This window comes from Pseudoalteromonas sp. QJM3NY_12, from assembly GCF_056173165.1.
This window is the reverse complement of sequence record NZ_CM149661.1, coordinates 2,026,327-2,052,838: the sequence shown is the minus strand read 5'-3', so window position 1 is coordinate 2,052,838 and position 26,512 is coordinate 2,026,327. Positions and strand designations below refer to the sequence as shown.

19 protein-coding genes are annotated in these 26,512 nt (G+C 39.5%); 12 read left to right on the top strand and 7 right to left on the bottom strand.

Annotated elements, in window-relative coordinates; all coding sequences use genetic code 11:
* Positions 1 to 48: 48 nt before the first annotated feature.
* From AC0VZ5_RS09425 to pabB, 3 genes are all read right to left on the bottom strand, one after another.
* On the bottom strand, positions 49 to 1,425 hold the full coding sequence (locus AC0VZ5_RS09425; protein WP_290170705.1) for an L-serine ammonia-lyase: 1,377 nt from the start codon (positions 1,423 to 1,425) through the stop codon (positions 49 to 51).
* 101 nt (positions 1,426 to 1,526) lie between these two features.
* Positions 1,527 to 2,102: an NUDIX hydrolase gene (locus AC0VZ5_RS09420; protein WP_475472559.1), complete on the bottom strand. Its 576-nt coding sequence runs from the start codon at positions 2,100 to 2,102 to the stop codon at positions 1,527 to 1,529.
* Positions 2,095 to 3,453 (bottom strand): aminodeoxychorismate synthase component I, encoded by a 1,359-nt coding sequence (gene pabB, locus AC0VZ5_RS09415; protein ID WP_475472557.1) that lies wholly within the window; start codon positions 3,451 to 3,453, stop codon positions 2,095 to 2,097. The genes AC0VZ5_RS09420 and pabB overlap by 8 nt, the downstream gene beginning before the upstream one ends.
* 166 nt (positions 3,454 to 3,619) lie before the next feature.
* Here pabB and AC0VZ5_RS09410 point away from each other — a divergent pair, with 166 nt between their 5' ends.
* The 7 genes from AC0VZ5_RS09410 (at position 3,620) to AC0VZ5_RS09380 (ending at position 16,088) form a co-directional block, all read left to right on the top strand.
* Positions 3,620 to 5,146: a fumarate hydratase gene (locus AC0VZ5_RS09410; RefSeq protein WP_010388533.1), complete on the top strand. Its 1,527-nt coding sequence runs from the start codon at positions 3,620 to 3,622 to the stop codon at positions 5,144 to 5,146.
* Positions 5,147 to 5,577: 431 nt separating this feature from the next.
* Positions 5,578 to 6,618, top strand: a complete 1,041-nt coding sequence (locus AC0VZ5_RS09405; RefSeq protein ID WP_010388535.1) for a Leu/Phe/Val dehydrogenase — start codon at positions 5,578 to 5,580, stop codon at positions 6,616 to 6,618.
* 150 nt (positions 6,619 to 6,768) lie between these two features.
* On the top strand, positions 6,769 to 7,431 hold the full coding sequence (locus AC0VZ5_RS09400; protein WP_475472556.1) for a CatA-like O-acetyltransferase: 663 nt from the start codon (positions 6,769 to 6,771) through the stop codon (positions 7,429 to 7,431).
* A gap of 110 nt (positions 7,432 to 7,541) precedes the next feature.
* Complete coding sequence (locus AC0VZ5_RS09395; RefSeq protein WP_475472554.1) at positions 7,542 to 10,430, top strand: ligand-binding sensor domain-containing diguanylate cyclase; 2,889 nt, start codon at positions 7,542 to 7,544, stop codon at positions 10,428 to 10,430.
* Between the two features lie 211 nt (positions 10,431 to 10,641).
* Complete coding sequence (locus AC0VZ5_RS09390; protein WP_475472552.1) at positions 10,642 to 11,850, top strand: M23 family metallopeptidase; 1,209 nt, start codon at positions 10,642 to 10,644, stop codon at positions 11,848 to 11,850.
* A 140-nt stretch (positions 11,851 to 11,990) separates the two neighbouring features.
* Entirely contained in the window at positions 11,991 to 12,815 is an 825-nt protein-coding gene (locus AC0VZ5_RS09385; protein ID WP_475472550.1) for a M90 family metallopeptidase, read from the top strand.
* A 99-nt stretch (positions 12,816 to 12,914) separates the two neighbouring features.
* Positions 12,915 to 16,088, top strand: coding sequence for an amidohydrolase family protein (locus AC0VZ5_RS09380; RefSeq protein ID WP_475472548.1), 3,174 nt, complete (start codon positions 12,915 to 12,917; stop codon positions 16,086 to 16,088).
* A 163-nt stretch (positions 16,089 to 16,251) separates the two neighbouring features.
* Here the strand turns inward: AC0VZ5_RS09380 and AC0VZ5_RS09375 are convergent, their stop codons facing one another.
* Positions 16,252 to 16,614 (bottom strand): hypothetical protein, encoded by a 363-nt coding sequence (locus tag AC0VZ5_RS09375; protein ID WP_010388549.1) that lies wholly within the window; start codon positions 16,612 to 16,614, stop codon positions 16,252 to 16,254.
* A 150-nt stretch (positions 16,615 to 16,764) separates the two neighbouring features.
* Here AC0VZ5_RS09375 and AC0VZ5_RS09370 point away from each other — a divergent pair, with 150 nt between their 5' ends.
* On the top strand, positions 16,765 to 17,517 hold the full coding sequence (locus tag AC0VZ5_RS09370; RefSeq protein ID WP_138609424.1) for a Nif3-like dinuclear metal center hexameric protein: 753 nt from the start codon (positions 16,765 to 16,767) through the stop codon (positions 17,515 to 17,517).
* Between the two features lie 211 nt (positions 17,518 to 17,728).
* Complete coding sequence (locus tag AC0VZ5_RS09365; RefSeq protein WP_475472545.1) at positions 17,729 to 18,118, top strand: hypothetical protein; 390 nt, start codon at positions 17,729 to 17,731, stop codon at positions 18,116 to 18,118.
* A gap of 305 nt (positions 18,119 to 18,423) precedes the next feature.
* On the opposite strand, the gene AC0VZ5_RS09360 is transcribed toward AC0VZ5_RS09365, so the two are convergent.
* From AC0VZ5_RS09360 to AC0VZ5_RS09350, 3 genes are all read right to left on the bottom strand, one after another.
* On the bottom strand, positions 18,424 to 19,188 hold the full coding sequence (locus AC0VZ5_RS09360) for a YdcF family protein (protein WP_475472543.1): 765 nt from the start codon (positions 19,186 to 19,188) through the stop codon (positions 18,424 to 18,426).
* 54 nt (positions 19,189 to 19,242) lie between these two features.
* Entirely contained in the window at positions 19,243 to 20,130 is an 888-nt protein-coding gene (locus tag AC0VZ5_RS09355; protein WP_138609418.1) for a LysR family transcriptional regulator, read from the bottom strand.
* Positions 20,131 to 20,671: 541 nt separating this feature from the next.
* A complete protein-coding gene (locus AC0VZ5_RS09350) occupies positions 20,672 to 23,041 on the bottom strand; it encodes an EAL domain-containing protein (RefSeq protein ID WP_475472541.1) in 2,370 nt (789 codons plus the stop codon).
* A gap of 206 nt (positions 23,042 to 23,247) precedes the next feature.
* Between AC0VZ5_RS09350 and pyrC the strand changes: the two genes are divergently transcribed.
* From pyrC to AC0VZ5_RS09335, 3 genes are all read left to right on the top strand, one after another.
* Positions 23,248 to 24,288 (top strand): dihydroorotase, encoded by a 1,041-nt coding sequence (gene pyrC, locus AC0VZ5_RS09345; protein ID WP_475472539.1) that lies wholly within the window; start codon positions 23,248 to 23,250, stop codon positions 24,286 to 24,288.
* Between the two features lie 407 nt (positions 24,289 to 24,695).
* On the top strand, positions 24,696 to 24,899 hold the full coding sequence (locus AC0VZ5_RS09340) for a cold-shock protein (protein ID WP_004588138.1): 204 nt from the start codon (positions 24,696 to 24,698) through the stop codon (positions 24,897 to 24,899).
* A gap of 837 nt (positions 24,900 to 25,736) precedes the next feature.
* Positions 25,737 to 26,507: a DUF3450 domain-containing protein gene (locus AC0VZ5_RS09335; RefSeq protein ID WP_013465204.1), complete on the top strand. Its 771-nt coding sequence runs from the start codon at positions 25,737 to 25,739 to the stop codon at positions 26,505 to 26,507.
* The last annotated feature ends 5 nt before the right edge of the window (positions 26,508 to 26,512 follow it).

The following is a 26,512-nucleotide window of genomic DNA, read 5'->3' as shown; positions in this document are numbered from 1 at the left end:
AAAAAGCCGCTTAGTTTTGCAACTAAGCGGCTTTTTTATGCTATCTAATTAACACTCGATAATGTTAACAGCTAATCCACCGCGAGCGGTTTCTTTGTATTTTGTTTTCATATCGTTACCAGTATCGAGCATGGTTTTAATTACTTTATCAAGCGATACTTTTTGTTCGCCACTGCCGCGAATAGCAAGACGAGAAGCATTAATTGCTTTAATAGCGCCCATTGCATTACGCTCAATACAAGGTACCTGCACTAAGCCGCCCACTGGGTCGCAGGTCAATCCTAAGTTATGTTCCATGCCAATTTCAGCGGCATTTTCTACGTGTACCACGTTACCACCAACAATTTCAGTCAGCGCACCAGCAGCCATTGAACAGGCAACACCAACTTCACCTTGGCAACCCACTTCAGCACCTGAGATAGAGGCATTTTTTTTGTATAAAATACCAATAGCGGCAGCGGTTAATAAATACCGAGTAGCAATGTCGCGATCAACTTCTTTGATAAAAGTATGATAGTACATTAATACGGCTGGTAGGATACCAGCTGCACCATTTGTTGGTGCAGTAACCACACGACCGCCTGCTGCATTTTCTTCATTCACTGCTAATGCGAATAAATCAACCCAATCCATAGCACGAAGTGGATCGTTACTCACTTCTACATTGAGCTTTAAATATAAGCTTGGTGCACGGCGTTTTACTTTCAAACCACCCGGTAAAATACCTTCGGTACGCATACCACGTTCAATACAGGCTTTCATTACTTGCCAAATATTAAATAATTCATCTTTTATGGCTTCTTCACTGCGTAAGGTTTTTTCGTTTTTCATCATTAACGTTGATACGCTGTAACCCGACTCTTTACACATTTCGAGTAATTCTTTAGCCGTGCCAAACGGGAACGGGGCAGGGTTTTCTTCGCGAATATCTAAAGCCGCTTGTTTTTCTTTTTCAAATTCTTCATCTGTAACAATAAACCCACCACCAATAGAGTAGTAAACTTTGCTGTATACTTTTTCGCCATTGTTATAGGCAATAATTTCCATTGCGTTGGAATGTTTAGGGAGTGTTTTTCTGCGATGAAAAACAATAGCGCCTTGTTTAGGGAATTTAGCTTTATGAGTTTGGTTTAGGTAAATAACCTGCTCACTTTCTATTTTTGCTAAAATGTCGTCCACCAAATCGGCATCTATGGTTTCAGGATCATAACCGGCTAGGCCAAGGATCACAGCTTTTCCCGAACCATGACCAACACCTGTCTGCCCCAGTGAGCCGTAAAGCTCTACTTTTACATCGGTCACATTTGCTAATAGTTGTTGCTCGTTTAGGTCATTAACAAATAAGCGTGATGCACGCATTGGGCCGACGGTATGTGACGATGAAGGGCCAATACCAATGCTAAACATGTCAAATGCACTGATCATAATGTGTGTCTCTACTTAGTTTTCTCAGCATTAAGCTGTTCTTTGAACGGTCGACTATAATAACGTGGAAATCCAGGTGTGTAACCCTTATTAGCAAAGATTTAAACTGGTATGGCGAGTTGCTTTGTAAAGTTTTTAATAATACTGGCTGTTGCTCCCCACAAAAGCCCGTGATGAGTGATGAAGCCATTTAAAGTTAGGGTTCTTCCATTACGTTCAAAGGGGATTGGTTGCCAATTAGCTTCATTACTTAACGCTTCGATAGAGAGTAAAAAGCTGGCTTGTACTTCGTTGTGATCGTTCTCCCATACCGTTTCTTTTTTAATCAAGCCCACAAAAGGACGTATAGTAAATCCAGTAAGGGTAGAGTATTGGGGCAGCTGACCTAAAACCTGAACATTATGCGGGGCAATGTTAAGTTCTTCGTGCAATTCACGCAGCGCGGTGGTGCGCAGATTAACATCATCAATTTCAAACTTGCCACCTGGTAAGCAAATTTCTCCTGGGTGATGATGTAAATAGGTTGGACGCTTACACAATAAAATATGTGCTTCGTTATCTATATCAATTAAAGGCAACATCACTGCACTGGCGCGCTTTTTTTTATTATCTTTGAGCTGATCCACGGCTAAACTGCGGTTTAATTGAAAACGAGCCGAAATGGTTTCACTATTCAAAGCAACCTTCATTTAATATAGGGAGTATTTTATTTACTTTATCGTATGTTTCTTGATATTCCAATTCGACTTTTGAATCAGCAACAATGCCACCGCCAGCCCAGCAATGTATTTGTTGTTGATGAGTAACTAAAGTTCGAATGGTAATACTGGTATCCATATTACCGCAGGCGCTGATATAGCCAATAGAGCCACAATAAATATTGCGTCTGTGCGGCTCCAGCTCTTCAATTATTTCCATGGCGCGTACTTTTGGTGCGCCAGTAATAGAGCCTCCAGGGAATGCGGCTTCAAGCTGATCGACTGCCGTTTTTCCTTCATCAAGAGTTGAGGTGACCGTACTTACCAAATGGTGTACCGCTGGAAAACTTTCAATAGCAAATAATGAGGGTACAACTACAGAGCCCGGTTTTGCGACTTTACCTAAATCATTTCGTAACAGATCCACTATCATTACATTTTCAGCACGGTCTTTAGTGGAGTTTGCCAATAATGTGGCTTGTTTAGCATCTTCTAAAGCATCGGCTTTACGTGGTAGCGTGCCTTTAATAGGTTTTGTTTCTACCTTGTTGTCATGCACAGCAATAAAACGCTCAGGTGATATTGATAAAATAGCGCCTTGCGGATGATTAACAAAACTAGAAAAAGGGGCTTTATTGGCTTGCGTTAATTTAACATAAGCGGTCCAAGGAGAACCTTGAAAACGTGCACTAAAACGTTGCGCTAAGTTAATTTGATAACAATCACCACTTTTTAAGTATTCTTCAATCGCGGCAAATTTTTCGCTATAACTTGTCTGACTCATATTTGACTGCCACTGTGATGTAAGTGAAAAGCTTTCGTGCTTAGGTGGTTGCGTTAAATATTGCTGATACAGCGAGAGGCGATCTACATTTGGCTGCGAAACATAAAACCAAGTATCCAGTTGTTTATCGTAAATCAGTGCATCAAGGTAAAGTCCAACGGCCATCTGCGGTAAATCAATATCGTTTAAAGCACTGCTTGGCAGTTGCTCTATGGTACGCCCTAAGTCATAACCAAAATAACCAAGCCAGCCACCATTAAAGGGTAAATTGTTAGCGGCTTTTGTTGTATCAAGCTTTGCTAATTCATCGTTCATTATTTCAAAGCAGCTTTTAGCACTCGCTTGGTTATTAAAAACAGTTTGATTATTTTTAACTTCCAGAGTGCTTTGGGGCTCAATAGCTATAATGTCATAACGACTGTTAATGTGATCGCTATCACCCGAATCTAGCAAAATAGCGTAGGGTAAATGAGCAAAATGCGCAAATACCTCTATACAATTTTGTGATATGGCTAATTCAACACAATTTTTTTTATTGTTTAGCATTTACTACCCCTTTAAGAACTGGCTCCAAACGGGCTGGGAGGGTATCATAAGTCAAATTTTTTTGGCAGCGTTTAGTGAGCGCTGTGGTTGAAAACAGTTCGAACCACCGTCACGGGTTTGATAAAGCTTACGTGCAGCGTGCGTAACAACAACTTAAGGAACCACTATGAGTACAATTCGTCAGCAAGACTTTATTGATAGCATTGAAGATGCCTTGCAATACATCTCGTTTTATCATCCTCTTGATTTTGTTCAAGCGCTAGAAAAAGCGTATAACAAAGAGCAAAGCAAAGCCGCTAAAGATGCGATTGCGCAAATCTTAATTAACTCGCGCATGTCGGCAGAAGGTAAGCGCCCGCTGTGTCAGGATACTGGGATCATCACCTGTTTTGTAAAAGTAGGTATGGATGTTAACTGGGATAAAACCGATTTAACAGTACAACAAATGGTTGATGAGGGGACGCGTCGTGCGTACTTAAATCCAGATAACCCATTGCGCGCATCGATTGTTGCCGACCCTGCGGGAACACGTAAAAATACTAAAGATAATACGCCATCAGTGGTACACATTGACTTAGTTGCTGGCGATAAAGTTGAAGTGATGGTGGCTGCTAAGGGTGGTGGCTCAGAGAACAAAAGTAAAATGGTGATGTTAAACCCATCTGACGATGTGGCCGAATGGGTTGAAAAAACGCTACCAACAATGGGTGCGGGTTGGTGTCCACCAGGCATGCTAGGCATAGGTATTGGTGGCACGGCAGAAAAAGCAGCGGTAATGGCGAAAGAGTCATTAATGGATCCGGTTGATATTCATGAACTCATTGAGCGCGGCGCAGAAACAACAGAAGAAAAACTGCGTTTAGAAATTTTTGAACGTGCGAATAAATTAGGCATTGGTGCACAAGGCCTTGGTGGGTTAACCACGGTTGTTGATATTAAAATTAAAACAGCACCAACTCACGCGGCTTCAAAGCCAGTGGTTATGATCCCAAATTGTGCTGCTACGCGCCACGTACACTTTACGCTTGATGGTTCAGGCCCTGCGAATTTAAAAGCACCTAAATTAGAAGACTGGCCAGAAGTGACTTTCGAAGTCGGTGAGGGCACACGCCGTGTTAATTTAGATACCCTGACTAAAGAAGACACTAAAGAATGGAAAATGGGTGAAACCGTTTTACTCTCAGGTACTATTTTAACGGGTCGAGATGCTGCTCATAAGCGTCTGCAAGATATGATCAACTCAGGAGAAGGTTTACCTGAAGGAGTTGATTTTGATAACAAGTTTATTTACTACGTTGGTCCTGTGGATGCAGTAGGCGATGAAGCAGTAGGTCCTGCAGGCCCGACAACGGCTACTCGCATGGATAAATTTACCGACATGATGTTAGAAAAAACAGGTATTGTGGGAATGATTGGTAAAGCTGAACGAGGCCCTGCAACGGTTGAGTCTATTAAAAAGCATCAGTCAGTGTATTTAATGGCTGTAGGTGGTGCGGCTTACCTAGTATCTAAAGCAATTAAAAAAGCACGTGTTGTTGCCTTTGAAGATTTAGGTATGGAAGCTATCTACGAGTTTGAAGTAGAAGATATGCCAGTAACAGTTGCCGTTGACAGCGAAGGTGAAAATGCCCACACCCAAGGTCCTGCAATTTGGAAAGCAAAAATTGAAGAACTAGACAGTAAAATGAAGTAAGTTTTCTGTATAAACAGCAATCATAAAAGCGAGCACGGTGTGCTCGTTTTTTTATTTTTAAAATTAGCAGACACTTAAACACCTCAGACCAGTTTGTGCTGCGCAGACAGTTATTATATAACCTATTGTATTTTATGATGTAGTGTTCTTTTTCGAGATGTATGACTATGTTTACATATAACTTCGAGGTGACGTTCGCGTAAGCGTAAGCTCTAACTGTGATGCTATTTTTAGCTTTTATAATTTATAAAGTAATTATTATTGAATTTTTTATGCTTATTTATCACAATAAATCGTTTTTTTTTTCAGTTGGGTGCGGTTTATGTGGTTTATCTACTCATAGTATAGCGAACCAGTATCTGAAGTGATAAAGTCTCGTCAATTTGTAGCGTGCTTGCCCAAAAGGGCTCATTATTTTCGGAGTATTTAAAGTGGTTGTATTTAATCAAGTTGAATTTGATAACCATGAACAAGTGGTTTTTTGTTCAGACAAAGCGTCTGGTTTAAAGGCCATTATTGCGGTACATAACACAAACTTAGGCCCAGCTGTAGGTGGTTGTAGAATGTGGGATTATGCCAACGATGAGGATGCAGTTTACGATGTATTGCGCTTATCAAAAGGAATGACCTATAAAAATGCAGTGGCACGCTTGCCATTTGGTGGTGGTAAGTCAGTTATTATTGGTAATGCAAAAGAGATCAAGTCTGAACAGTTATTCCGTGCATTTGGTCGTCAATTAGAGCGTTTAAATGGCAGTTACTACTCAGCAGAAGACGTAAACATCACCTGTGATGATGTTGCTTTGATGAACAAAGAAACAAATTACGTGCTAGGCCTTGAAGGCAAAAGTGGTAACCCATCGCCATTTACAGCTTACGGCACGTTTTTAGGTATGAAAGCAGCGCTTCATCATCAGCGCGGCATTCAAGATTTCTCAGGTATTAAAGTGGCTGTGCAAGGTTTAGGTGCGGTGGCTTATGGATTATGTAAGCACTTGGCTGAAGCTGGTGCAGAATTATTTGTTACCGATATTAACCAAGCAGCGGTAGAGCGTGTAGTCAACGATTTTGGTGCAACAGCGGTTGGTATTGATGAAATATACGACTTAGATGTTGATGTGTATGCGCCTTGTGCGTTAGGTGCCACTATTAATGACACAACGATCCCTCGTTTAAAAGCAACTATAATAGCAGGTTGTGCAAATAATCAGCTTGCAGAATCACGCCATGGTGAAATTATACGTGAAAAAGGTATTTTATACGCACCAGATTATGTAATAAATGCGGGCGGTATTATTAACGTGTATTACGAAACAGCGCCTGAAGGTTACAGTAAAGAGGCGTCTAATAAACACGTAGAGAAAATTTTCGATACATTAAGCGAAATCTTTACCCGTAGTGAAAAAGAACAAAAATCAACGCATTTAATTGCTGATGAGCTTGCTCAAGAAATTATTGAAAACGGACTTTAAGTTTTTTATTTAGTTCAACTAAGGAGCGAATATCGCTCCTTTTTTATGCCTATATAAGACTTTGGTATAACTACACCCAAAGCATCATTTTAGTTAATGCGAATATAGGCAAAGCGAGGTAAAATTTTACTTTTGCTCTGTGTATAATTTATGTCTTCTGCCGATTTATCTCTTCGGGCTATTGATTTTGATCAGTGGCCGCGCAAACAACATTTTGAATTGTTTCAAAACTTCACTCAGCCTTATTTTAATGTGTGTGTAAGACTCAATGCTAAAAAGCTATATACCGTGTGTAAGCAAACTAATCGTGCTTTTTTTCATGGTTATGTTTATTGCTTATTAAAAGCATGTCATGAGTATGAGCCGATGATGCTGCGTATTGTTAATCAAAAACCTTATTATTTAAACACCATGCGCGCGAGTGTTGTTGAGCTTGCCGATGATGACTCGTTTCGCTTTAGTTATTTTAAACAGCAAAACTCGTTAAATGAGTTTGCTAATAAAGCAAAAGCGATTAGTCATGAAGCAAGGTTAAACCCGCTGTTTTCTGATGCCTTTGCAGCAACTGAAGGACAAGCTGATTTCATTCACGTTTCTGTTTTACCTTGGTTAAACTTTAGCAGCTTTTCGCATGCGTTTACCCAGGGCCAAAGCTGTGGCATCCCTAAATTTGTGTTTGGTCAATACAACCCCGATACAGGCGAAATGCCACTATCAATTGATGTCCATCATGCGTTATTAGATGGACTACATGTGGCTAAGTTCATCCAACGATTGCAACATACATTTGATAGTTTGAGTGATAATACTTAATGAAAAAGTTGTAAATCTTATGTTATTATTTGTTGGTGATGTTTTTTAATTAAATTTTCACCTTGAATTTACTCAAATATAAAAACTAATAATTATAAAGGCAGTGTCTGATGAATCGCTTGGTGATTTTATGCTTCTTGTTGGTGATTTTTACTGTTGATGCTCAGCAACAGACTCGCCTGCCGTTGCGTGATTATTTTTTTGAAACGTGGAACACCCGTTCGGGTCTTCCTCACAATAGCATTAATAGCCTTGCACAAACACAAGATGGCTATCTATGGGTAGGTACTTGGGAAGGGCTTGCCCGCTTTAACGGTCAAGAATTTAAGCTATTTACCCGTTCAGAAATTACCGATTTGCCCGATTCAGGCATACGAGCGCTTACCCCCACATCCGATGGCGGCTTACTCATAGCCGGAGCGCGCGGCGGTATTAGTTTATATCAGCACCGACAATGGGACACTCAACCTAATGCCCAAGCAATGGTTAATCACGTATTTAAGAGTAAAAACGAGGATTTGTGGTTGGCACTTGAAAATGATGGTGTGTTTTATCGACCTGCCAAAAGCACTCAAGATATCCCAATAATACAAAACGTCAGTGCTTACAGAATAATTGAAGATAAGCAGGGCACTATATGGGCTGCAACCAGTGATGGCCTGTATAAAATAGTTAACTACACGGCTTCATTGATGACTCCACATAATGGTTTGCCAGATGCACCTGTATATACTCTATTGATTACCCGTGAAGGACGCCTTGTTATTGGTAGTGAAAGAGGTGCGCGAGTATTAAATGGCAATGTGTTCGAGTCACCCCATCCACAGCTTAGTGCTGAGCCTATTTCTAGTTTATTAGAAGATAACCATGGTGATTTATGGTTTGGCACTATTAATAAAGGGGTATTTAGACTCAGTGTTGATGGCATAGAGCAATTAGATGCTAAAAATGGCTTACCTGCAAACCGCATATTGTCGTTATTACAAGACAGAGAAAACAGTATTTGGGTAGGGACCAACGCGGGTGTATTTAGGTTAAGAGAAGCCCCGTTTTCATCGTGGGGAAAAAAGCGAGGCTTATCTAGCGATTATGTACGCACGGTACTGTCACATTCTGATGGCAGTTTATGGATAGGCGGGAGTACAGGCTTAGATCGGCTGCAAAACAATAAAATTACCCACCTTAAAGGTACTAAGCAAGGCTCTCCTTATTCAGTATTGAGCTTACTTGAACAAAGCCAAGGTGATGTTTGGGTCGGTACATACACTTCAGGTGTGTTGAAGGTGGTTAATAACGAGCTTGTACCTTACTTAAATCGTGATAATGGCCTTGGTAGTAATGAAGTACGATCGTTACTTTTTGATTCAAAAAATCGTTTATGGGTAGGTTCAGCCATGGGGTTAACGCGAGTTAATACCGACGGCAGCTTAGACCAATTTACTAATGAGAAAGAGTTGCCGAGTGGCTTTATTCTAGCTTTGAGTGAAGATAAGAGGGCAAATATTTGGATAGGAACTGGCAATGGCGTAGTAGTTTACAATACCAATACGGAGAAATTTCAACCAATTCAGTTCCCTGAAGCGTTTTTGGCTAAATATGCGTTTGGCTTTTATATTGACGATAAATATACCTGGATGGCGACCGATAGAGGTTTATTGCGTTATCAACATTCAAATGGCCATATGACTATTTTAGGGAGGGAGTTAGGATTACCGGTTGATAAGCTTTTTCAAATTGTGCCCTTTAAAGATTCACTTTGGCTATCAAGTAACCGTGGCATTATTGAAGTTAATTATAAGCAGGTTAATCAGCTGCTAGATTCAGCTACAAAAGGTAGTCAGACGCTAGCTTTTCAATTATACGATGAGGGCGATGGCATGCTCAGTGCGCAAGCCAATGGAGGGTCAACGCCTTCGGCTACAGCGCATTCAGATGGTACTATTTGGTTTGCCACCGCAAAAGGGGTGAGTACGGTTAAACCCGCACGATTAAAAGAAGCCACCGAGATACCGTTACCAACTATTGTAGAAAGCTTTTCTGTAGATGGTAAACCCATGTTATTGCCTGTTGATGGTGACACACTTGTTTTGCCACCTGGAGTTACACGACTGTCGTTCCATTATGCGGGCTTAAGTTTTATCATGCCGCAGCGATTAAACTTTCAAACAAAAATGAAAGGCTTTAACGATGAATGGGTTGATCGTTTTCATATTGCAACAGCTGAATATACTAATTTACCCGCGGGTAAATATTCATTTGCAGTGCGTTCTGCCTATCCTAATACCGATTGGCAGCAAAATGACAAAGTGATTCATTTTGAAATTCAATCGCATTTTTGGCAAAAAACCAGCTTTAAGCTAGTGGTGTTTTTTATTTTTGTGGTTGTCATATATAGTGCATATCGTTATCGCTTGTATCGCTATAAGCAAGTAGAAAAAGAGCTAACTAGCCGAGTGGTGAAGCAAACCCAAGCACTGCAAGAGCAAGCAAGTGCCTTTGCTTATCAAGCTACCCATGATCAGCTCACCGACTTACCGAATCGCCGTGCATTTGATGGTTGGCTGGCCGACAACTTTACAGATTTTAAAGCGTGTAATACTCCGCTTGCGATTGCCATTATGGATATTGACCACTTTAAACGCATTAATGATGGTTGGTCTCATTTGATTGGCGATCAGGTTATATGTGAAGTCGCCAATATTCTTAAAGCGCATTGTGAAGGCGAGCAAGAAGTGGCTCGTTGGGGCGGTGAAGAATTCACATTTGTATTTCCTGACATGAATACTGTGCAAGCACAGCAATTATGTGAACAATTACGCAAAGAAATTGAAAATAAAGACTTTTCGTCTATTGCCCAAGGGCTTAGCGTAACCGTGAGCTTTGGTGTTTCTGACTCAGATAACGTCGATGATTACGATCGGTTATTATCTCGTGCTGATCAAGCTTTATACAAGGCAAAAAACAATGGCCGAAATAGGGTTGAGTGTATAGCTTCCTAAAAAGAGCTGCTTTAATGCGTTAAATCGTTTTTTCCGACAGCTTTTATCATATAGATAATTTCAACTTCTTTATTATTTGTGTAGGTTAAGTTAATTCATTAAGTAATTATATGTAAGCATAAGTAATATTAATTAACTTTATTTTATCTTGGGTGCTATACCTTGTGTACCCATTAGGGGGTTTTTTTGCTTTTTACTTAAGGAATATAAGATGAAAAACAAGATAATTAATATTACATTCGCAAGTCTTCTAGGGGCCTCACCCGTGGTATTAGCAGAAGGCGATAAGCATGATGACTTTTTGTTTACTAAACAGGCTTTAGCATCACTCAAGCTTAACTCTTTACTGACTATTGATGATACGCAATTTGTGTTTAATGACTCATTATTAAACGTAGATTGGGATAACTTTTTTTCTTTACATGCGTCAGCAATTGAAGATAAAAAAGAGCTCATTTTACACTGGGCAGGTTATACCAGCATTAATCCAAAAGTAATTTTAGCGCTGATAGAGCAACAAAGTGGCTTACTTTCAAACCCAAATGCTGATATTAAAAACCCTTTAGCTGGTATAACAGACAAGCTCGGTTTTGATGCGCAAGTAAAAGACGTGGTGATGAAATTAAGTCAACGCTTTTATGCTTATAAGCAGTGGCAAGAGTCACAAGATAAGTTAAAAAAACGAAACCAGGCAACCCAAACTACGAGTAGCACAGCTGCAACTGCGGCTCTAGTAAGTCTGTTTGCAGATAGTAATAAATTGGCATCAAACTCTAAAAATAATCGACAGACTCTGACAGAGTTTTTAGCTGCGTTTGACCGTGTATTTCCTAGTAACACTAGTCAATTGCAACGTTCATTGAATAGTGTAGATCAAAATAATGCAAAACAACTTTTAGCGGCTAGTTTTGAAATGAATTTACCATGGCCGTCTGGCTATTGGTACAGTGGTGGTGCTCACTCAAATACAGGTTCTGGCTACCCATACTCATCACTTGATTTTAACAATGGCTCTGGTGGCTGGGGCGCTAATACTCCGTTTGTTCAAGCTGCGCATGGCGGAACGGTAACTCGCTTTTCTTCCTGCAATATTCGAGTAACACACGCCAGTGGCTATTCAACCAACTACTACCATATGTCAAACCTTCAATATAGCAGTGGTGACTATGTTCAACCTGGTGCATGGTTAGGTCGCTATGCCAATAATTATAATCAAGCATTGTGTGAGGGCGGCCAATCATCAGGTCCTCATGTTCATTTTACTTTATTGTATAACGGGCAACAGGTTTCTCTGCATAATAAATATATAAGTGAACATCGCATAGATGTTGGCTCAAGTAATTATGATACCAACTGTAATCGTTTCTACTTTGAACGATATGGCTATCGTACATGTGCATGGCAGCCTCTGTATCGTTAGAACGATTACAAATAAACAGTAAACTAGCTAAAGTAAAGGCTACGCTCTAACAGATGTGTGGCTTTTTATTTAGTGCTAAATAATTGAATTCTAGTTTTATGGACCAATTAATACTGTATAGATAATTATTGGGCTATTAAATGGTAAACGGATTATTGATTTTCTTACTTTTTGCGTTTGTCGTTATTTTTTGGCGCTGGCCTGATATTCAAAATACTCTGTGGCACCGTAAATACAGTAATTTATCTTTAAGCCCACAACAGCATGCGCTGTTACTGCGGGCTATGCCAATCTATAACAAAATGACTGATGCAGATCGAGCCAAGTTAGCATCTCATATTGTGTGGTTTTTAAATGAAAAGCGCTTTGTTGGCTGTGATGGGTTGCAACTAACTGAAGCAATGAAACTCATTATTGCCGCCGATGCTTGCCTGCTGGTACTAAATAAACCCTGGCCTTTGTATAAAAACGTGAAAGAAATTTTACTCTATCCCAGTGCGTACTACGCGCCTCAAGAAAGTCGCGATAACGCCGGCCTTGTTAGTTTTCATAACACCGTAAGGCAAGGTGAGTCGTGGCCTGGAGGCACATTGGTGCTAAGCTGGCATGATGTACTTGAGGGTAACCGCTTACCCAGTGACGGGCACAATTTAGTGTTTCATGAGTTTGCGCATCAACTTGATCAAGAAACCGGTAAAACCACCGGCACGCCACTGCTGTCATCGCAGGCCCAATATCAACAATGGGGCAAGGTATTTAGCCGAGCGTTTTCGCAGTTAAAAACACACGTTGCTTATAACATGCCGCATGTTATTCATAGCTACGGAGCCACAAATGAGGCAGAATTTTTTGCGGTGATCACCGAAACGTTCTTAGAAAAACCCGCAGATTTACGCCGTGAAGACCCCGAGATTTACCGTTTGCTGGTGGATTTTTATCAATTTGATCCTATTGTTTGGCATTAATTTTATGCACTTCATCCTATTACGCTGGTAACTTGCTAGCGTTTTTGTTGCAATCATGTAATAGAGCAACACACAGCAACAATAATAAGTGAGATAAGCATGAAGAAAATGCTGCAAACAGCGCTTGCGTTATCGGTTTCATTGGCATTGGGTCAAGTACACGCAGAGCAAACAGATGAAAAAAAATGGCAAGTTGATTCACCAAAAGGGCAATTTGTAGATGCATCAATTAGTGTGCAACAAGGCACATGGATGAACGTAGATATAAGCCCTGATGGAGAAACCCTAGTATTTGACTTACTGGGCGATATTTACACTATGCCAATGAGTGGTGGTAAAGCCACTCAAATAACCTCTGATATCGCATGGCAAATGCAGCCGCGTTTTAGCCCAGATGGTAAACATATCGCATTTACCTCAGATCAGGGTGGCGGTGATAATATTTGGGTTATGGACGTTAATGGCGAGAATCAAACTGCAGTAACGGACGAAACGTTTCGTTTACTTAATAGCCCGGCATGGAGCCCTGATGGCGATTATTTAGTTGCACGTAAGCACTTTACCGCCAGTCGTTCTTTGGGCGCGGGTGAAGTTTGGCTTTATCATAAAGCGGGTGGTAAAGGGGTACAACTGACTAAACGTGAAAACGATCAAAAAGATTTAGGCGAGCCGATGTTTTCACCTGATGGCCGTTATGTTTATTTTTCTCATGATGCCACCCCAGGTAAAACCTTTCATTACTCAAAAGATTCGGTTGCGGGTATTTATAAAATTAAGCGCTATGATCGTGAAACCGGTGAAATAGAAACGATTATTAGTGGTATGGGTGGGGCAATCAGACCAACTCCGTCACCGGATGGTAAAAAACTTGCCTATGTAAAGCGTGATGACTTTCAAACTAGCTTGTACTTATACGATTTAACCAGCGGTGAGCATACCAAGCTATATGACAAGCTAGAGCGCGATATGCAAGAAACATGGGCTATTCATGGGGTATACCCAACAATTGCGTGGACACCAGATAATGAAGAGTTAGTATTTTGGGCTGGTGGCACCATTCATAAACTCAATGTTGATGATAAATCTGTCAGCGATATTGCATTCAAAATAGACACCACGAAAAAAATTCAAAAAGCGGTGCGCTTTACTCAAAATATCGATACTGAAGAATTTGATGTAAAAATGCTGCGAAATGTACAAATTAGCCCAGATGGTGAAACGGCATTGTTTGAAGCACTGGGTCATATTTATAAACGCGATTTAGACTCAGGAAAAATCAAACGTTTAACCAAGCAAACCGATCATTATGAGTTATTTCCACAGTACTCGCGTGATGGCAAAAAAATTGTCTACACCACGTGGGACGATAATCAACAAGGCACAGTGCGCGTTGTTTCTGCACGAAGTGGTCGCGGCGATACTATTACCAATGAACCGGGTAAATATGTAGAGCCTACTTTTAGCCCTGATGGCAAAACAGTGGTATATCGTAAAGCCAGCGGCGGCAGCATTTTAAATCCTAAATGGTCATTACACCCTGGTATTTACAGTGTTAGCACTAAAGGTGGTAAGAGTGAACTAATTTCTAAAAGTGGTTACCAACCGCAGTTTGGTAGTGCCAACGATCGTGTTTATGTTATGAGTCCATGGCCTAAACCAACGTTAAGTGTGGTTGAGCTCGAAAGTAAAAAAGTGCGCAAACTCTATGAATCAGAGCATGCCACTGAATTTAGGGTATCGCCTGATGGTGAGTATTTAGCATTTGCAGAGCGCTTTAAAGTGTTTGTAACACCGTTTGTTGAGCGTGGCAAAACCATTAATATTGGCCCTAAAGACAGCCAATTTCCAATTGAGCAATTATCTGTTCGTGCTGGTGAAAATATTAGCTGGAGTGCCAACAGCAATAAACTCTATTGGACACTTGGCCCTGAGCTATACCATGCCAGTTTAGAGGGAATGTTTGCTATTAATAATGCCGATGACCAAGGCGTTAAAGTCAAAAGTGGGACTAACATTGGTTTTAGCAAAAAAATGGCTGAACCAGAAGGCATGATTGCCTTAACTGGCGCAAAAATTATTACCATGGACGGCGAAAAAGTCATTGAAAATGGCGTTATTGTTACCGATGGTAAACATATTAAAGCTATTGGCTCTGCTGCAGATATTAGCATTCCAAAAAATGCTAAGATAGTTGATGTAACAGGCAAAACAATTATGCCTGGTATGGTTGATGCGCATGCGCATGGCTCACAAGCAAGCGATGAAATTATCCCACAACAAAATTGGAAAAACTTTGCAGGCCTTGCGCTAGGTGTTACCACCATCCACGATCCATCAAACGACACCACTGAAATATTCACTGCCAGTGAAATGCAAAAAGCCGGTATGATTGTTGGTCCGCGTATTTTCTCCACTGGTACTATTTTATATGGCGCGAATATGCCTGGTTATACTTCGCATATTGATTCATTAGATGATGCTAAATTTCATTTAGAGCGCTTGAAAAAAGTAGGGGCGTTTAGTGTTAAGTCTTATAACCAACCTCGCAGAGAGCAGCGTCAGCAAGTGATTGAGGCTGGTCGTGAACTTGAAATGATGGTAGTGCCAGAAGGGGGCTCATTATTACAACATAACTTGAGTATGGTGGTTGATGGGCATACAGGGATTGAGCATTCCATTCCGGTTGAACATATTTATGATGATATTAAGCAGTTGTGGTCACAAAGTGATGTAGGTTATACACCTACATTGGTGGTTGCCTATGGCGGTATTTGGGGTGAAAACTACTGGTACGATAAAACTGATGTGTGGAATCATCCTCGGTTGAGCAAGTTTGTGCCAAAAAATCAATTACTACCACGTTCAATGCGTCGTGTTAAAGCGCCCGATCATCACTATAACCACTTTAACAATGCACGTGTGGCAGCTGAACTACAAGATTTAGGTGTACTGGTTAATTTAGGTGCACATGGTCAGCGTGAAGGTTTAGGCGCGCACTGGGAAATGTGGATGTTTGCTCAAGGTGGTATGACGCCGCTTGAGGCTATTCGAGCATCAACGCTGGATCCTGCTAAATACCTAGGCTTAGATAAAAACGTAGGCTCATTAGAGGTTGGTAAGCTGGCAGATTTAATGGTTATTGATGGCGATCCACTGGAAAACATTCGTGATTCAGACAAAATTGATTACACCATGATCAACGGCCGCTTGTTCGACGCAGCAACGATGAACGAAGTTGGTAAAAAACAACGTGCCCCATTATTTTTTGAATAATATATAGGCTTACTGATAAAAAAAGCGGCTAGTCAGTCGCTTTTTTTATGCTGTATTTATCTAAACAGCTAGAGCTCAGATTAATTATTATGTAGTTAATAACAAGTGACGGGCATAAAAAAACCGCTTAACGCGGTTTCTTTTAAACTGAGCACTCAGTAAATTACACTACACCGCGCGGTAGGCGACAGTCGTGATCTTTACGAGCAAGCTCTACTATCCAAAGCTCTTCTGCTGTATAACCTTCTTCGTTCTCAGTGATCACGGTGAAAGGCGCTTTTTTCTGTGCTTTTACAGGAGCAGCTTTTTTAGTTTTTTTAGCGGGTGCTTTTACTGCAGCTTTTTTTGTAGACTTTCCAGAGCTTAATTCTTTAGTCAGCTCTGCTACATCAGCTAGGCGCATATTCTTGCCGCCATCAACGCTGTACCAGCCAGGTTTAGTTGTTATTTCAGGTTTTTTACCGTTAGCAGCTTCATATGCAGCTTCAAAGGCAGATAACACTTCTGTTTTGTCTAGTTTGCTCATCAGAGACCCTATACGTTGTTTTCACAGATAAAGAAGAGGTATTTATACCTATTTTAGAACTGTTTTTCAATTTTTTGCGATTTTCCTTTCATTTTTAGTGCATAACCGCCAAAATTTGTACAAAATTCAGTGCAAAGTAAGGTAAGCAGTATGCAACGTAGAGAATTTAATCAACTGTTAAACACGTTATTGAAACCAGAAACCATTAACGATTTTTGTCCAAACGGACTTCAGGTAGAAGGTAAAGATGAAATACGTACTATAGTAACCGGTGTTACAGCAAGCCAAGCGCTTATTGATGCCGCCATTGAACAAAATGCGGATGCTATTTTGGTACACCATGGCTATTTTTGGAAAGGTGAGTCGCAACCAATTACAGGCATGAAAAAGCGTCGTGTGGCTGCGCTTTTAGCTAACGATATCAATTTATTTGCTTATCATTTGCCATTAGATATTCACCCTGAAATAGGCAATAACGCTCAACTGGCGCAATTACTCGATATTGAAATTGAGGCGGGTTTAGAGCCAATTAACAACAGTGTCGCGATGAAGGGGCGGTTAAAAACGCCGCTAACGGGGTGCGAATTTGCTAAAAAAATAGGCCAAGTACTCAATCGCGAGCCACTAACAAGCTTAGTGCGTAATGATAAAATTGAAACCATTGCGCTGTGCACTGGTGGTGGGCAAGGGTATATTGACTTAGCAGCCGAGCAGGGGTTAGATGCTTACTTAACCGGTGAGGCATCAGAGCAAACTATTCACAGTTCACGCGAGCAAAATATCGACTTTTTTGCTGCAGGTCACCATGCCACTGAGCGATACGGTATTAAAGCGCTGGGAGAGCTTCTCGCAGAGCAATATAGTTTTGACGTAACATTTATTGATATAGATAACCCAGTGTAAACGCTTGCCGTAAAAGCAATGTCATTAATGTAGCCTACTCATCATTTATCCTGAGTAGGTTATCTAAAATCTTCAAAAAAAACTAACTACTTTATCAAGCTAAAGGAAGCTTCTATTACATTGGTACATAACAGATCTTTCGCTGCAATTATCCCGTTTAAATTAAAATGTTATTTTCTCGCCGCCAGGCAATTCAACGTAAAGGTATCAAATGGAAGGTATGTTAGATTTAATACAGCAATATGGGTTGTTGGTTTATCTGTTACTTTTTGGTTATTGTGCTTTAAAAAGTGGGTGGTTACCCTTATTTGCAGGCTATGCTGCACATACCGGTGCACTTGATGTTGGTTATGTTGCTCTGGCGGCTTTTATGGGCGGCTATTTGGGGGATGAATTACGATTTGCTCTCGCAAGAACATATGGCACTACATGGCTTGAAAAGCCAAACCGACTAGGTCGGTTATTTAAAACAGCCTCTGAGCTTGCAAATCGTTATGGTACTGCCTACATTTTTTATATCGGTATCCAAAAGGGCTTCGTACTATTGGTGCTCTACCGATTGGGCTCACCTCGATTAGTTGGCGCCGTTTTAGCCTATTAAACGCATGCTCTGCACTGGTTTGGGTCGTTGTTTTAGTTGGTGGAGGCTTTACTTTTGGCGCTACCTTTGATTCTTTAGGGGTTGAGAACCTAACAGCCCTCAGTTTATTATTTCTTTGTGTATTCTTGCTCACACTGTATCGTCTTTGGAACCAGGCTGCAGAGGTTAAAACCCATCAACAATAACAAATATAGGCTTGTTTATAGCTAATCGTGTTTTTTATTTTTTAATACCCCCTGTTAATAAACTAATTACCGAGGTTTTTCAGGGGGATAATATATTTAGCTAAATAAAGATTTAATAAATCAAAGAGCTTCCGGATTTATTGTACGACGTATTTTTATCCATGCATCACCGACAACTTCATGGGCAAATTGAGTCACTACTAGTAATGCTTTTGCGTTGGGTATGAGTTGCTTATACCAAGGGTACGCTGCAAAGTTGTGGTAGTCAGTTGCTGCGGGGATCACAGTGATGCCTTGAGCATTAAATAAATTTATTGCTCTGGGCATATGACTTACAGAGGTAACTAAAGCGGTATTATAGTCGACAAGTTTTGAGGCTAAAAATGCGGCTTCTTGCGCTGTGTCCATTGCGTTTGGATTTTGTACAATACGATTTTTATTAATACCCAAGCTAATTGCCGTTTTATACATGAGTGCGCTGTTGGTGATTTTTTCATAACCCCCACCCGATACAATTAGCTGAGCTCGCGGATATATATTTGCGAGCCTAATGCTTTCCACTAAACGTGTTAATGCACAATTTCCTAGCTGACTGTTAGCGCTGAGTGCCGGGTTAGGGTTTATATCACAGCCAAGCACCACAATTTTGTCTATTTTGGGGTGCTTAAGGAAATTAAAAGCCAATGAAGTAGGTTGATTATGTTTAATCAATAAGTTGGCAAACCAAGGCGTGCTGGCAAGTAATAAGGTTGCGAGACTCAAAAAAGATAAGGTAATAACACGCTTTCGTTGTTTGAGTGCAAAAATAAGTAGTATCAGACTAAGCAAGCCCAGTAAAGGTAACGGCATAAGTAAGCCGCCCAGTATTTTTTTAAGTTCAAACATAATGAGTAACACGGTTGAATATATTTACTAACATGTTACTCATAAGTTTTAGATTTATCGACCGTTATTTAATTTACAGGTGTTTAAAAAGTGACGGTAAACTGGATTGTCTTTCATCTCTTTTTTCATCGCTAAGTACATCGGGCGGGTTAAACCCAGTGCGCCCAATGGAATTGACTTAATTAACCCCTGGCTTTCATAAGGGGTAACTAGCCAGTCGGGTAGGGCCGCTACCCCCATACCTGCACTGACTAATTGAAATATAAGTAAGCCTTGATCAACTGTTTTAAGCGTGCCGTCAAAACGTGCATTTTGAATAAAATGCTTAAATATATCTTGGCGCTCACGCGGAATAGGGTAAGAAATAATAGTTTCGTTTTTTAAATCAAGCGCAGTTACGTAGGCTTTTTTAGCTAAGTCATGATCCGGCGCCACTATTAGCTTAAGTTTAAAGTCAAATAGGTGGGCGTATTCTAGTTTGTCGGGTTCACGCACATCTGATGTAAGCACTAGGTCTAATTCATCATTTAATAAATCTGGGATGGCGTCGTAACTAAAACCACGTTCGTAATCAATCTTTATGTCAGGCCAGAAATTATTAAATTCTTTAATAGTAGGCAATAACCAGTGAAAGCATGCATGGCACTCTACGCTTAACCGCAGTTGTGAGATTGGCTGATTTAAACTTTCCTTTAATCGGCATTTAGTTGCTTCTAACTTAGGTAATATTTCGTGTGCCAATTCAAGTAATAACATACCTTGAGGTGTAAATCGGACTGGTTGAGTTTTTCGTTCGAACAACTGGCAATCTAATTTATTTTCTAAATCTTTAATCTGATGCGATAAAGCTGACTGAGTTAAAAATAGCTCGCGGGCTGTATTAACTAACGATCCCGTTTCTTTGAGGGTCGCTATAGTTTTTAGGTGTTTAATGTCAATCATCTTTAATAAATCTCATGGCTGTGGTGAGTATTGCTTAGATTAACTACATACTACGCCTATCTAAAAATCGTTTCAACGTCTAGATGGCTATAATAATTAGATTTGGTGTGTTTTTTACTGCAAACATTAAATTTATTAACTTTACACAGTCAGATGATGTTTTGTTATTTGTTTGTTGTTGAATTTAGCTCATGTTAAATTAAGGTGTTAAATGGGGGCTTGTCGATGATTGTGAAATCAATAGACCCTAATATTATCTAAAAGTTTGTAATGAATTTTTATATCGGTGAATTACATAAATTAGGTTTAATAGTTAAACAGAAATTAAAAACAGTGTAGGGTGAGTTTGGTTATGGAATAAGTTATGTTTTTAACAATTACTATGTTGTTGTAAAACATGTTGTTAAGGTTAGCATCAAGGCTTAATTGGTATGCTCTTACAAACTGGGTTAAGTTATTTAAGAGTATTAAAGCGAGTAAGCACAGTGGTCAGTTTAATCCTGAATACTTGAGGTTGTAAATTCCAGCTGTGCTTAGCTTATTAAAGAGGGGTGTGTATTAGTGAAATAGCCTCTTTTGCTGTAACCGGTTTTGATTTTAAAAAGCCTTGCCCGTAATCACATTGGGTTTTTTGTAAAATAGTAAGTTGTTCAGCGGTTTCTATTCCCTCGGCTATAACAATAAGATCTAAAGAAATAGCCAAGGTTAAAATAGCATCTATTAACGGGTTAGCAGTAGCTTTTAAATTATCAATAAAGCTTTTATCAATTTTTAGTACATGAATAGGCAGTTGATGTAAGTAACCTAAGGCAGAGTAGCCAGTGCCAAAATCGTCTAGGCAAAGCAACACTTTTAAAGGCGATAATCCTTGTATAATTTGCGTCGCTAATTCTAAATTTTCAATTAACCCCGACTCTGTTATCTCAAGACACAATGAGCCTAATGGTAGTTGGTGTTTTTTATAAATTTCATGGAGCTGCTCTACAAACTCTAAGCTGGCAAAGTGTCGAGACGACACATTAACCGTGACACGTAAAAAGCGATGACCTTGTTGTTGCCACAAAGCAATATGTTGCGCTGCGAGGTCGAGTAAATGCAAGTCTAAGTTAATAATTTGCCCGGTCTTTTCTGCAATTGGAATAAAGTCGCTCGGTGATACAAACCCTTTCTTTGGATGATGCCAACGTACGAGAGCTTCAAACCCTATAACTTCACTACTGTTAATAGTAAATATAGGCTGAAAATACAGTTCAAATTCATTATGCTCAATACCGTGCTGTAAGTCGTTTTCAAGATCTGCATGCGTTTTTAGCTTATTACGCATCACATTATTAAAAAACTTAACTTGACCACGTCCTGATGATTTTGCCTCATACATAGCCGCATCGGATTGTTGTAATAATACAAATGCTTCATCATTTTCGTTGCCACTAAATGCTACGCCAATGCTGGTGGACGGTTGCAGTAAATGGCCATCAATATTAACGGGTTCAGATAGTGCCGTTTTAATACGAGTCAGGGCAACGTTTACTTGATCACGATGACTAAGATTTTCCATGAAAATAGCAAATTCATCGCCACCTAAGCGAGAGAAAGTATCGGTATTGCGAACGGTTTCAGTAATAAGCTTACATATAGCAATTAAAAAGTGATCGCCTACTTCATGGCCTAATGAATCATTAATACTTTTAAAGCGGTCAAAATCCAGATAGAGCAGGGCATGAAAAGTGCCTTTTTTTGCGCGATTTAGGCGTAAAATTGCATGCTTCATCCTTTCTATTAATAGCGACCGGTTTGCAAGCCCAGTTAGCTCATCGTGCAGCGCTTTGTGCTCAAGCTCTTGACGAGCTAAATGCCGATCTATAACCATGCTTATTTGTCGACTTACGTAGGTTAGCAACGAGCTATCATGTTCATTGTAATAATGTTGATTGTCATAGCTTTGCACGACAATAACGCCACTCATGCGCTCATTAACTTTAAAAGGCACGCCTAGCCATGAATCCGCTTGTTCACCTACTAGCTTAAAATGACCTTGTGCAATATGTTCAAAGTATTGCTGTTTATTGAGTAACAGTGGGCGTTCATTGATCAGCAAATAGTAAGAGGCTGTTTCTTTTAGTTGCTCTTTTGAAATAACTTTGTGGGTATTTGTTTGTACACCGCCTTCAACAGTATAAACAAAGTCGAGCGCGTCTTCTTTTTTGTCGTACAGCGCAATAAAAAAGTTACTCGCAGTCAATAAGCTGTCAATAATCGCATGCAAAGATTGAAAGAAGGTGTCTAAATTTTGTGCTTTATAAGTTAAATTAGCTATTTGCAGTAGGCTGCTTTCTAATTTTTGTGCATTGTTTAGCTGCATAACAGTGTCTTGCAAGCTATTAACGGTATTCACTTGATTGATTTTTGCACTTAGTAAGTGAGCTACGGTGGTTAAAATCTCTAAATGTGAACTAGTAAAGTAATTTTTTATTGGGTGCTCACAGTCTATAACCCCTAGGACACGATCTTTGTATATCAAGGGTACGCATATTTCTGATTGAGCCGGGCGCTCGTCAGCTATGTAACGGTTGTCTTTAGTTACATCGCCAATTATTAAAGCTTGGCCTGTAGATGCTGCATAACCTGTAATGCCTTCGCTAAAGCGAATGATTTTTCGCTCAGATTGATAACTGATATGCCCGTTTTTAATACCCATAGAAGCTACTTGATTTAGCAAAGACTGACTGTCATCTGCTAAGTAGATAACACAATCTACAAACCCAAGTCGATTAACAACTTGTGTGGTGACGTAACTAAAAAGCGCTTCTAACGTATTCAGTTGCAATAAACTTGATGAGAACTGATTGATTATACTCAATTGATCCGTTTTAGTTTCGAGTGCTTTAGTGGTATCGATAGTATTCGACATAGGCAGCTTTGGGAGGCCTTATAATTATTATTAAAGGTACATACGTTAACCTAATATTAACGTTTCTACAAAATAAAACGTTAAATGAGAATCATGAAGTGTAAAGTTAACTTTATATGTTGTATCTGAGGATTATTTCTAATAAGCCCTTTACTCGAAATCACCATATGCCTATGATCAGTTAACTTAAGCATTAGGACTTTACGATGACGAGCAAAATGACAACTTTAACGATTACTAGACCCGATGATTGGCATGTTCATTTACGTGATGGAGATCAGTTAAAAGATACGGTGCGTGATATTAGCCGCTATATGGGCCGCGCGATTATTATGCCAAATTTAGTTCCGCCAGCTACGTGTACAGAAACCGCATTGTCGTATCGAGAGCGAATTATAGCTGCAAAACCTCAAGGGCAGTTTGAACCTTTAATGGTGCTTTACCTTACTGACAAAACGACGCCTGATGAAATAAAAAAAGCAAAAGCGACAGGTAAAATTTTTGCAGCTAAACTCTACCCAGCGGGCGCAACAACTAACTCAGATTCTGGTGTAACATCAGTAAAAAATATTTATCCAGTATTAAAAGCAATGCAAGAAGTTGGCATGCTTTTACTTGTCCATGGTGAAGTTACTGACTCTTCTATTGATATATTCGATCGTGAAAAAGTGTTTTTAGATACTATTTTAGGCGACGTTGTCGCAGATTTTCCTGAGCTTAAAATTGTCCTTGAACATATAACAACAAAAGATGCGGTAGAGTTTGTTGAAAACGCTTCGGATAATGTAGCAGCTACAATTACTGCGCATCATTTGTTATATAACCGCAACCATATGCTAGCAGGGGGTATACGCCCACATTATTATTGCTTACCTATATTAAAGCGTAATATTCATCAACAAGCGCTTATGGCGGCAGCTACAAGTGGTAGTAAAAAATTCTTTTTAGGCACGGATTCAGCCCCGCATTACAAAGACAAAAAAGAAGCAGCATGTGGCTGTGCGGGTGCTTATACTGCGCATGCAGCTATTGAACTTTATGCTGAAGCTTTTGAAGAAGCTGGGGCGCTTGATAAGTTAGAGGGCTTTGCAAGTCACTTCGGCCCAGATTTTTATGGTCTAGCGCGTAATACAGACACTATTACCTTAGAGAAAGCACCTTGGACAGTGCCAGCAAGTTATTCGCTAGGGGACTCAGAAGTTGTACCAATCAAAGCAGATAGTGTTATTGATTGGCAAGTTAAATAATTAGAATTTAAAACCACCTAAAACTAAGGTGGTTTTCTTATTTTAAGTTAGCAAAAAGCTGTGCAGATCAGCCATATTTTAAAAAAGTGCACTCTGTTTATAAAAAACACAAATTATGAGCTGTTTATCCCGTTAAAAATTAGAAACTTACAAAGAAAGTAATAAATCGATGAATCTTCAAAAATAAATCCCAATTAATAGAGCTAAAAAAATATTAATGTGTTAACCTTAATTGGCTTTGAGTTTTTGCGTATTGAATTACGGTATTGTGCTGCGTTTAAGGTTACCGGTTTGGTTATTACTTCTTCCTGTACTATCACCTCCAGTTTTTTGGGCATTGACTCAGGGAGGATATTGCCATAATAATATGGCTGAATTTTAATTATTGACTTACAGGAAAATTTAGTATGTCGGTTACTGGTAAAGTAAAATTTTTCAACGAAGCTAAAGGCTTTGGTTTCATTGAACAAGAAAATGGTCCTGACGTGTTTGTACATTTCAGCGCAATCACTGGTTCTGGTTTTCGCACTCTTAGCGAAGGTCAAGCAGTGACTTTCAGCATCAAGCAAGGTCAAAAAGGCCCAGAAGCTGAGAACGTAGAAGTAGCATAATTTATTATGTGAACCTAAGTTCATCGTGGTGAAGCACTAACCTGTTTCACCATAATTCATTAAAATCTGCAAACTTTTTGAACTTTCTAAACCATTCCTTTTTTATATCTTTCTTCAGTCAAACTTCTATCTATTTAATTTAAACCTTGATGATTTAAATATTCTATCGGGCATTAAAGATTCTTTATTTAATCTTACGATTAGTCTATCTGACTCTAATCCTTCAGAGATGATATAACTGCTTAAGGTTGAGATTGGGGCTTGGAAAAATATTAAAAATGGATAAGGCCTTTAGGCTAATAAAGATAAAAAACACAGGTGTTAATAAAAATGATTTTTTGTAATCATCCTCCCCTCCTTTGTATTGCTTTTTATTCAATCTGCACGTCATTATTATTATGCGATGAATAACCTAATAATAACGATTAGCTGTATTTTTTGTGTAAAAAGCGTTAAAAAACCTTCGAAATGAATATTCGGGACAGAAAATTAGCTTATTTTTAATTTTTTTTCAGCAACGATTAAGTTAATTTTAAATGTTATATTTTTGTTTACATTAACAGTGGTGGTTATCGTTATTCTTACTATATCAGGGCTTGCAGAAATTGTGTTTATCACGTTAGTTATAATAATGTTAATTTTTTTGTTCAAGCCCAGTAAATATCTTACAAACAAGCTGATTTATTTATAGGTTATGCTAAACATGAAGTTGACATGACATGATGCATTTAGCATTATTGGTAAGTTGATATCTATTAAAAGATATCAGGGTTGTCTTCCCCTTAGCGGGTTGATAATTAAATTATAAAAGTAACATTACTTAATTGGTTGGGAACTATGTCTGTTAAAATCAGAAAGAGTCTTGTAGCAACTGCGTTGGTTGGCGCTTTTGCATTTGCAAGCAGCAATGTGATTGCAGATCCTTTGAATGACGTGCAAAAAGCAGGTCAAACAATTCAAAAGGCTGCGGTTAAGTCTCAAACTAAAATTGACAATGTATATGGTCAAACTCAGGAGCTAATCGCTGAGTACCGTAGCATCGTTGATGAGACTGAACTTATGAAAGTGTACAACGATCACGTAGCACGTTTGGTCGCAGACCAAAACGCGTCTATCGCATCGTTCGATCGTCAAATCGCGACTATCGATAACACTAAACAAAACGTTGTGCCTTTGATGTATCGCATGATCGATACGCTTGAGCAATTCATCAAAGCGGACGTTCCATTTAACCTTGAAACTCGTCTTGGACGCGTTGAAAGATTACGTGAGATCATGGCATCTGCATCTGTAACAACGTCTGAAAAGTTCCGTCAGGTTCTTGAAGCGTACACTGTTGAAACAGCATACAGCTCAGCTGTAACTGCTTCTCAAGGTACTTTAGATGTTGATGGTCGTAGCATTAACGTAGATATCGGTCGTTTAGGTCGTATTACTTACGTTGCGCAATCATTCGATCTAAAACACGCTTGGGTGTGGGATAACAACACTAAACAGTGGAAAGAATTAGGTGAAGAATACCTAAAACCTGTTAAAGAAGTGATCCGTATGGCACGTAAGCAAGCGACACTAGAACTTGTTAAACTACCAATTTTTGGCGCGGAGTAATCAAT

Coding starts and splice junctions, on each gene's coding strand:
- AC0VZ5_RS09425 (WP_290170705.1), bottom strand. CDS start 1,425: ATGATCAGTGCATTTGACATGTTTAGCATTGGTATTGGCCCTTCATCG.
- pabB (WP_475472557.1), bottom strand. CDS start 3,453: ATGCTAAACAATAAAAAAAATTGTGTTGAATTAGCCATATCACAAAAT.
- AC0VZ5_RS09410 (WP_010388533.1), top strand. CDS start 3,620: ATGAGTACAATTCGTCAGCAAGACTTTATTGATAGCATTGAAGATGCC.
- AC0VZ5_RS09400 (WP_475472556.1), top strand. CDS start 6,769: ATGTCTTCTGCCGATTTATCTCTTCGGGCTATTGATTTTGATCAGTGG.
- AC0VZ5_RS09395 (WP_475472554.1), top strand. CDS start 7,542: ATGAATCGCTTGGTGATTTTATGCTTCTTGTTGGTGATTTTTACTGTT.
- AC0VZ5_RS09390 (WP_475472552.1), top strand. CDS start 10,642: ATGAAAAACAAGATAATTAATATTACATTCGCAAGTCTTCTAGGGGCC.
- AC0VZ5_RS09385 (WP_475472550.1), top strand. CDS start 11,991: ATGGTAAACGGATTATTGATTTTCTTACTTTTTGCGTTTGTCGTTATT.
- AC0VZ5_RS09380 (WP_475472548.1), top strand. CDS start 12,915: ATGAAGAAAATGCTGCAAACAGCGCTTGCGTTATCGGTTTCATTGGCA.
- AC0VZ5_RS09375 (WP_010388549.1), bottom strand. CDS start 16,614: ATGAGCAAACTAGACAAAACAGAAGTGTTATCTGCCTTTGAAGCTGCA.
- AC0VZ5_RS09370 (WP_138609424.1), top strand. CDS start 16,765: ATGCAACGTAGAGAATTTAATCAACTGTTAAACACGTTATTGAAACCA.
- AC0VZ5_RS09365 (WP_475472545.1), top strand. CDS start 17,729: ATGGAAGGTATGTTAGATTTAATACAGCAATATGGGTTGTTGGTTTAT.
- AC0VZ5_RS09360 (WP_475472543.1), bottom strand. CDS start 19,188: ATGTTTGAACTTAAAAAAATACTGGGCGGCTTACTTATGCCGTTACCT.
- AC0VZ5_RS09355 (WP_138609418.1), bottom strand. CDS start 20,130: ATGATTGACATTAAACACCTAAAAACTATAGCGACCCTCAAAGAAACG.
- AC0VZ5_RS09350 (WP_475472541.1), bottom strand. CDS start 23,041: ATGTCGAATACTATCGATACCACTAAAGCACTCGAAACTAAAACGGAT.
- pyrC (WP_475472539.1), top strand. CDS start 23,248: ATGACGAGCAAAATGACAACTTTAACGATTACTAGACCCGATGATTGG.
- AC0VZ5_RS09340 (WP_004588138.1), top strand. CDS start 24,696: ATGTCGGTTACTGGTAAAGTAAAATTTTTCAACGAAGCTAAAGGCTTT.
- AC0VZ5_RS09335 (WP_013465204.1), top strand. CDS start 25,737: ATGTCTGTTAAAATCAGAAAGAGTCTTGTAGCAACTGCGTTGGTTGGC.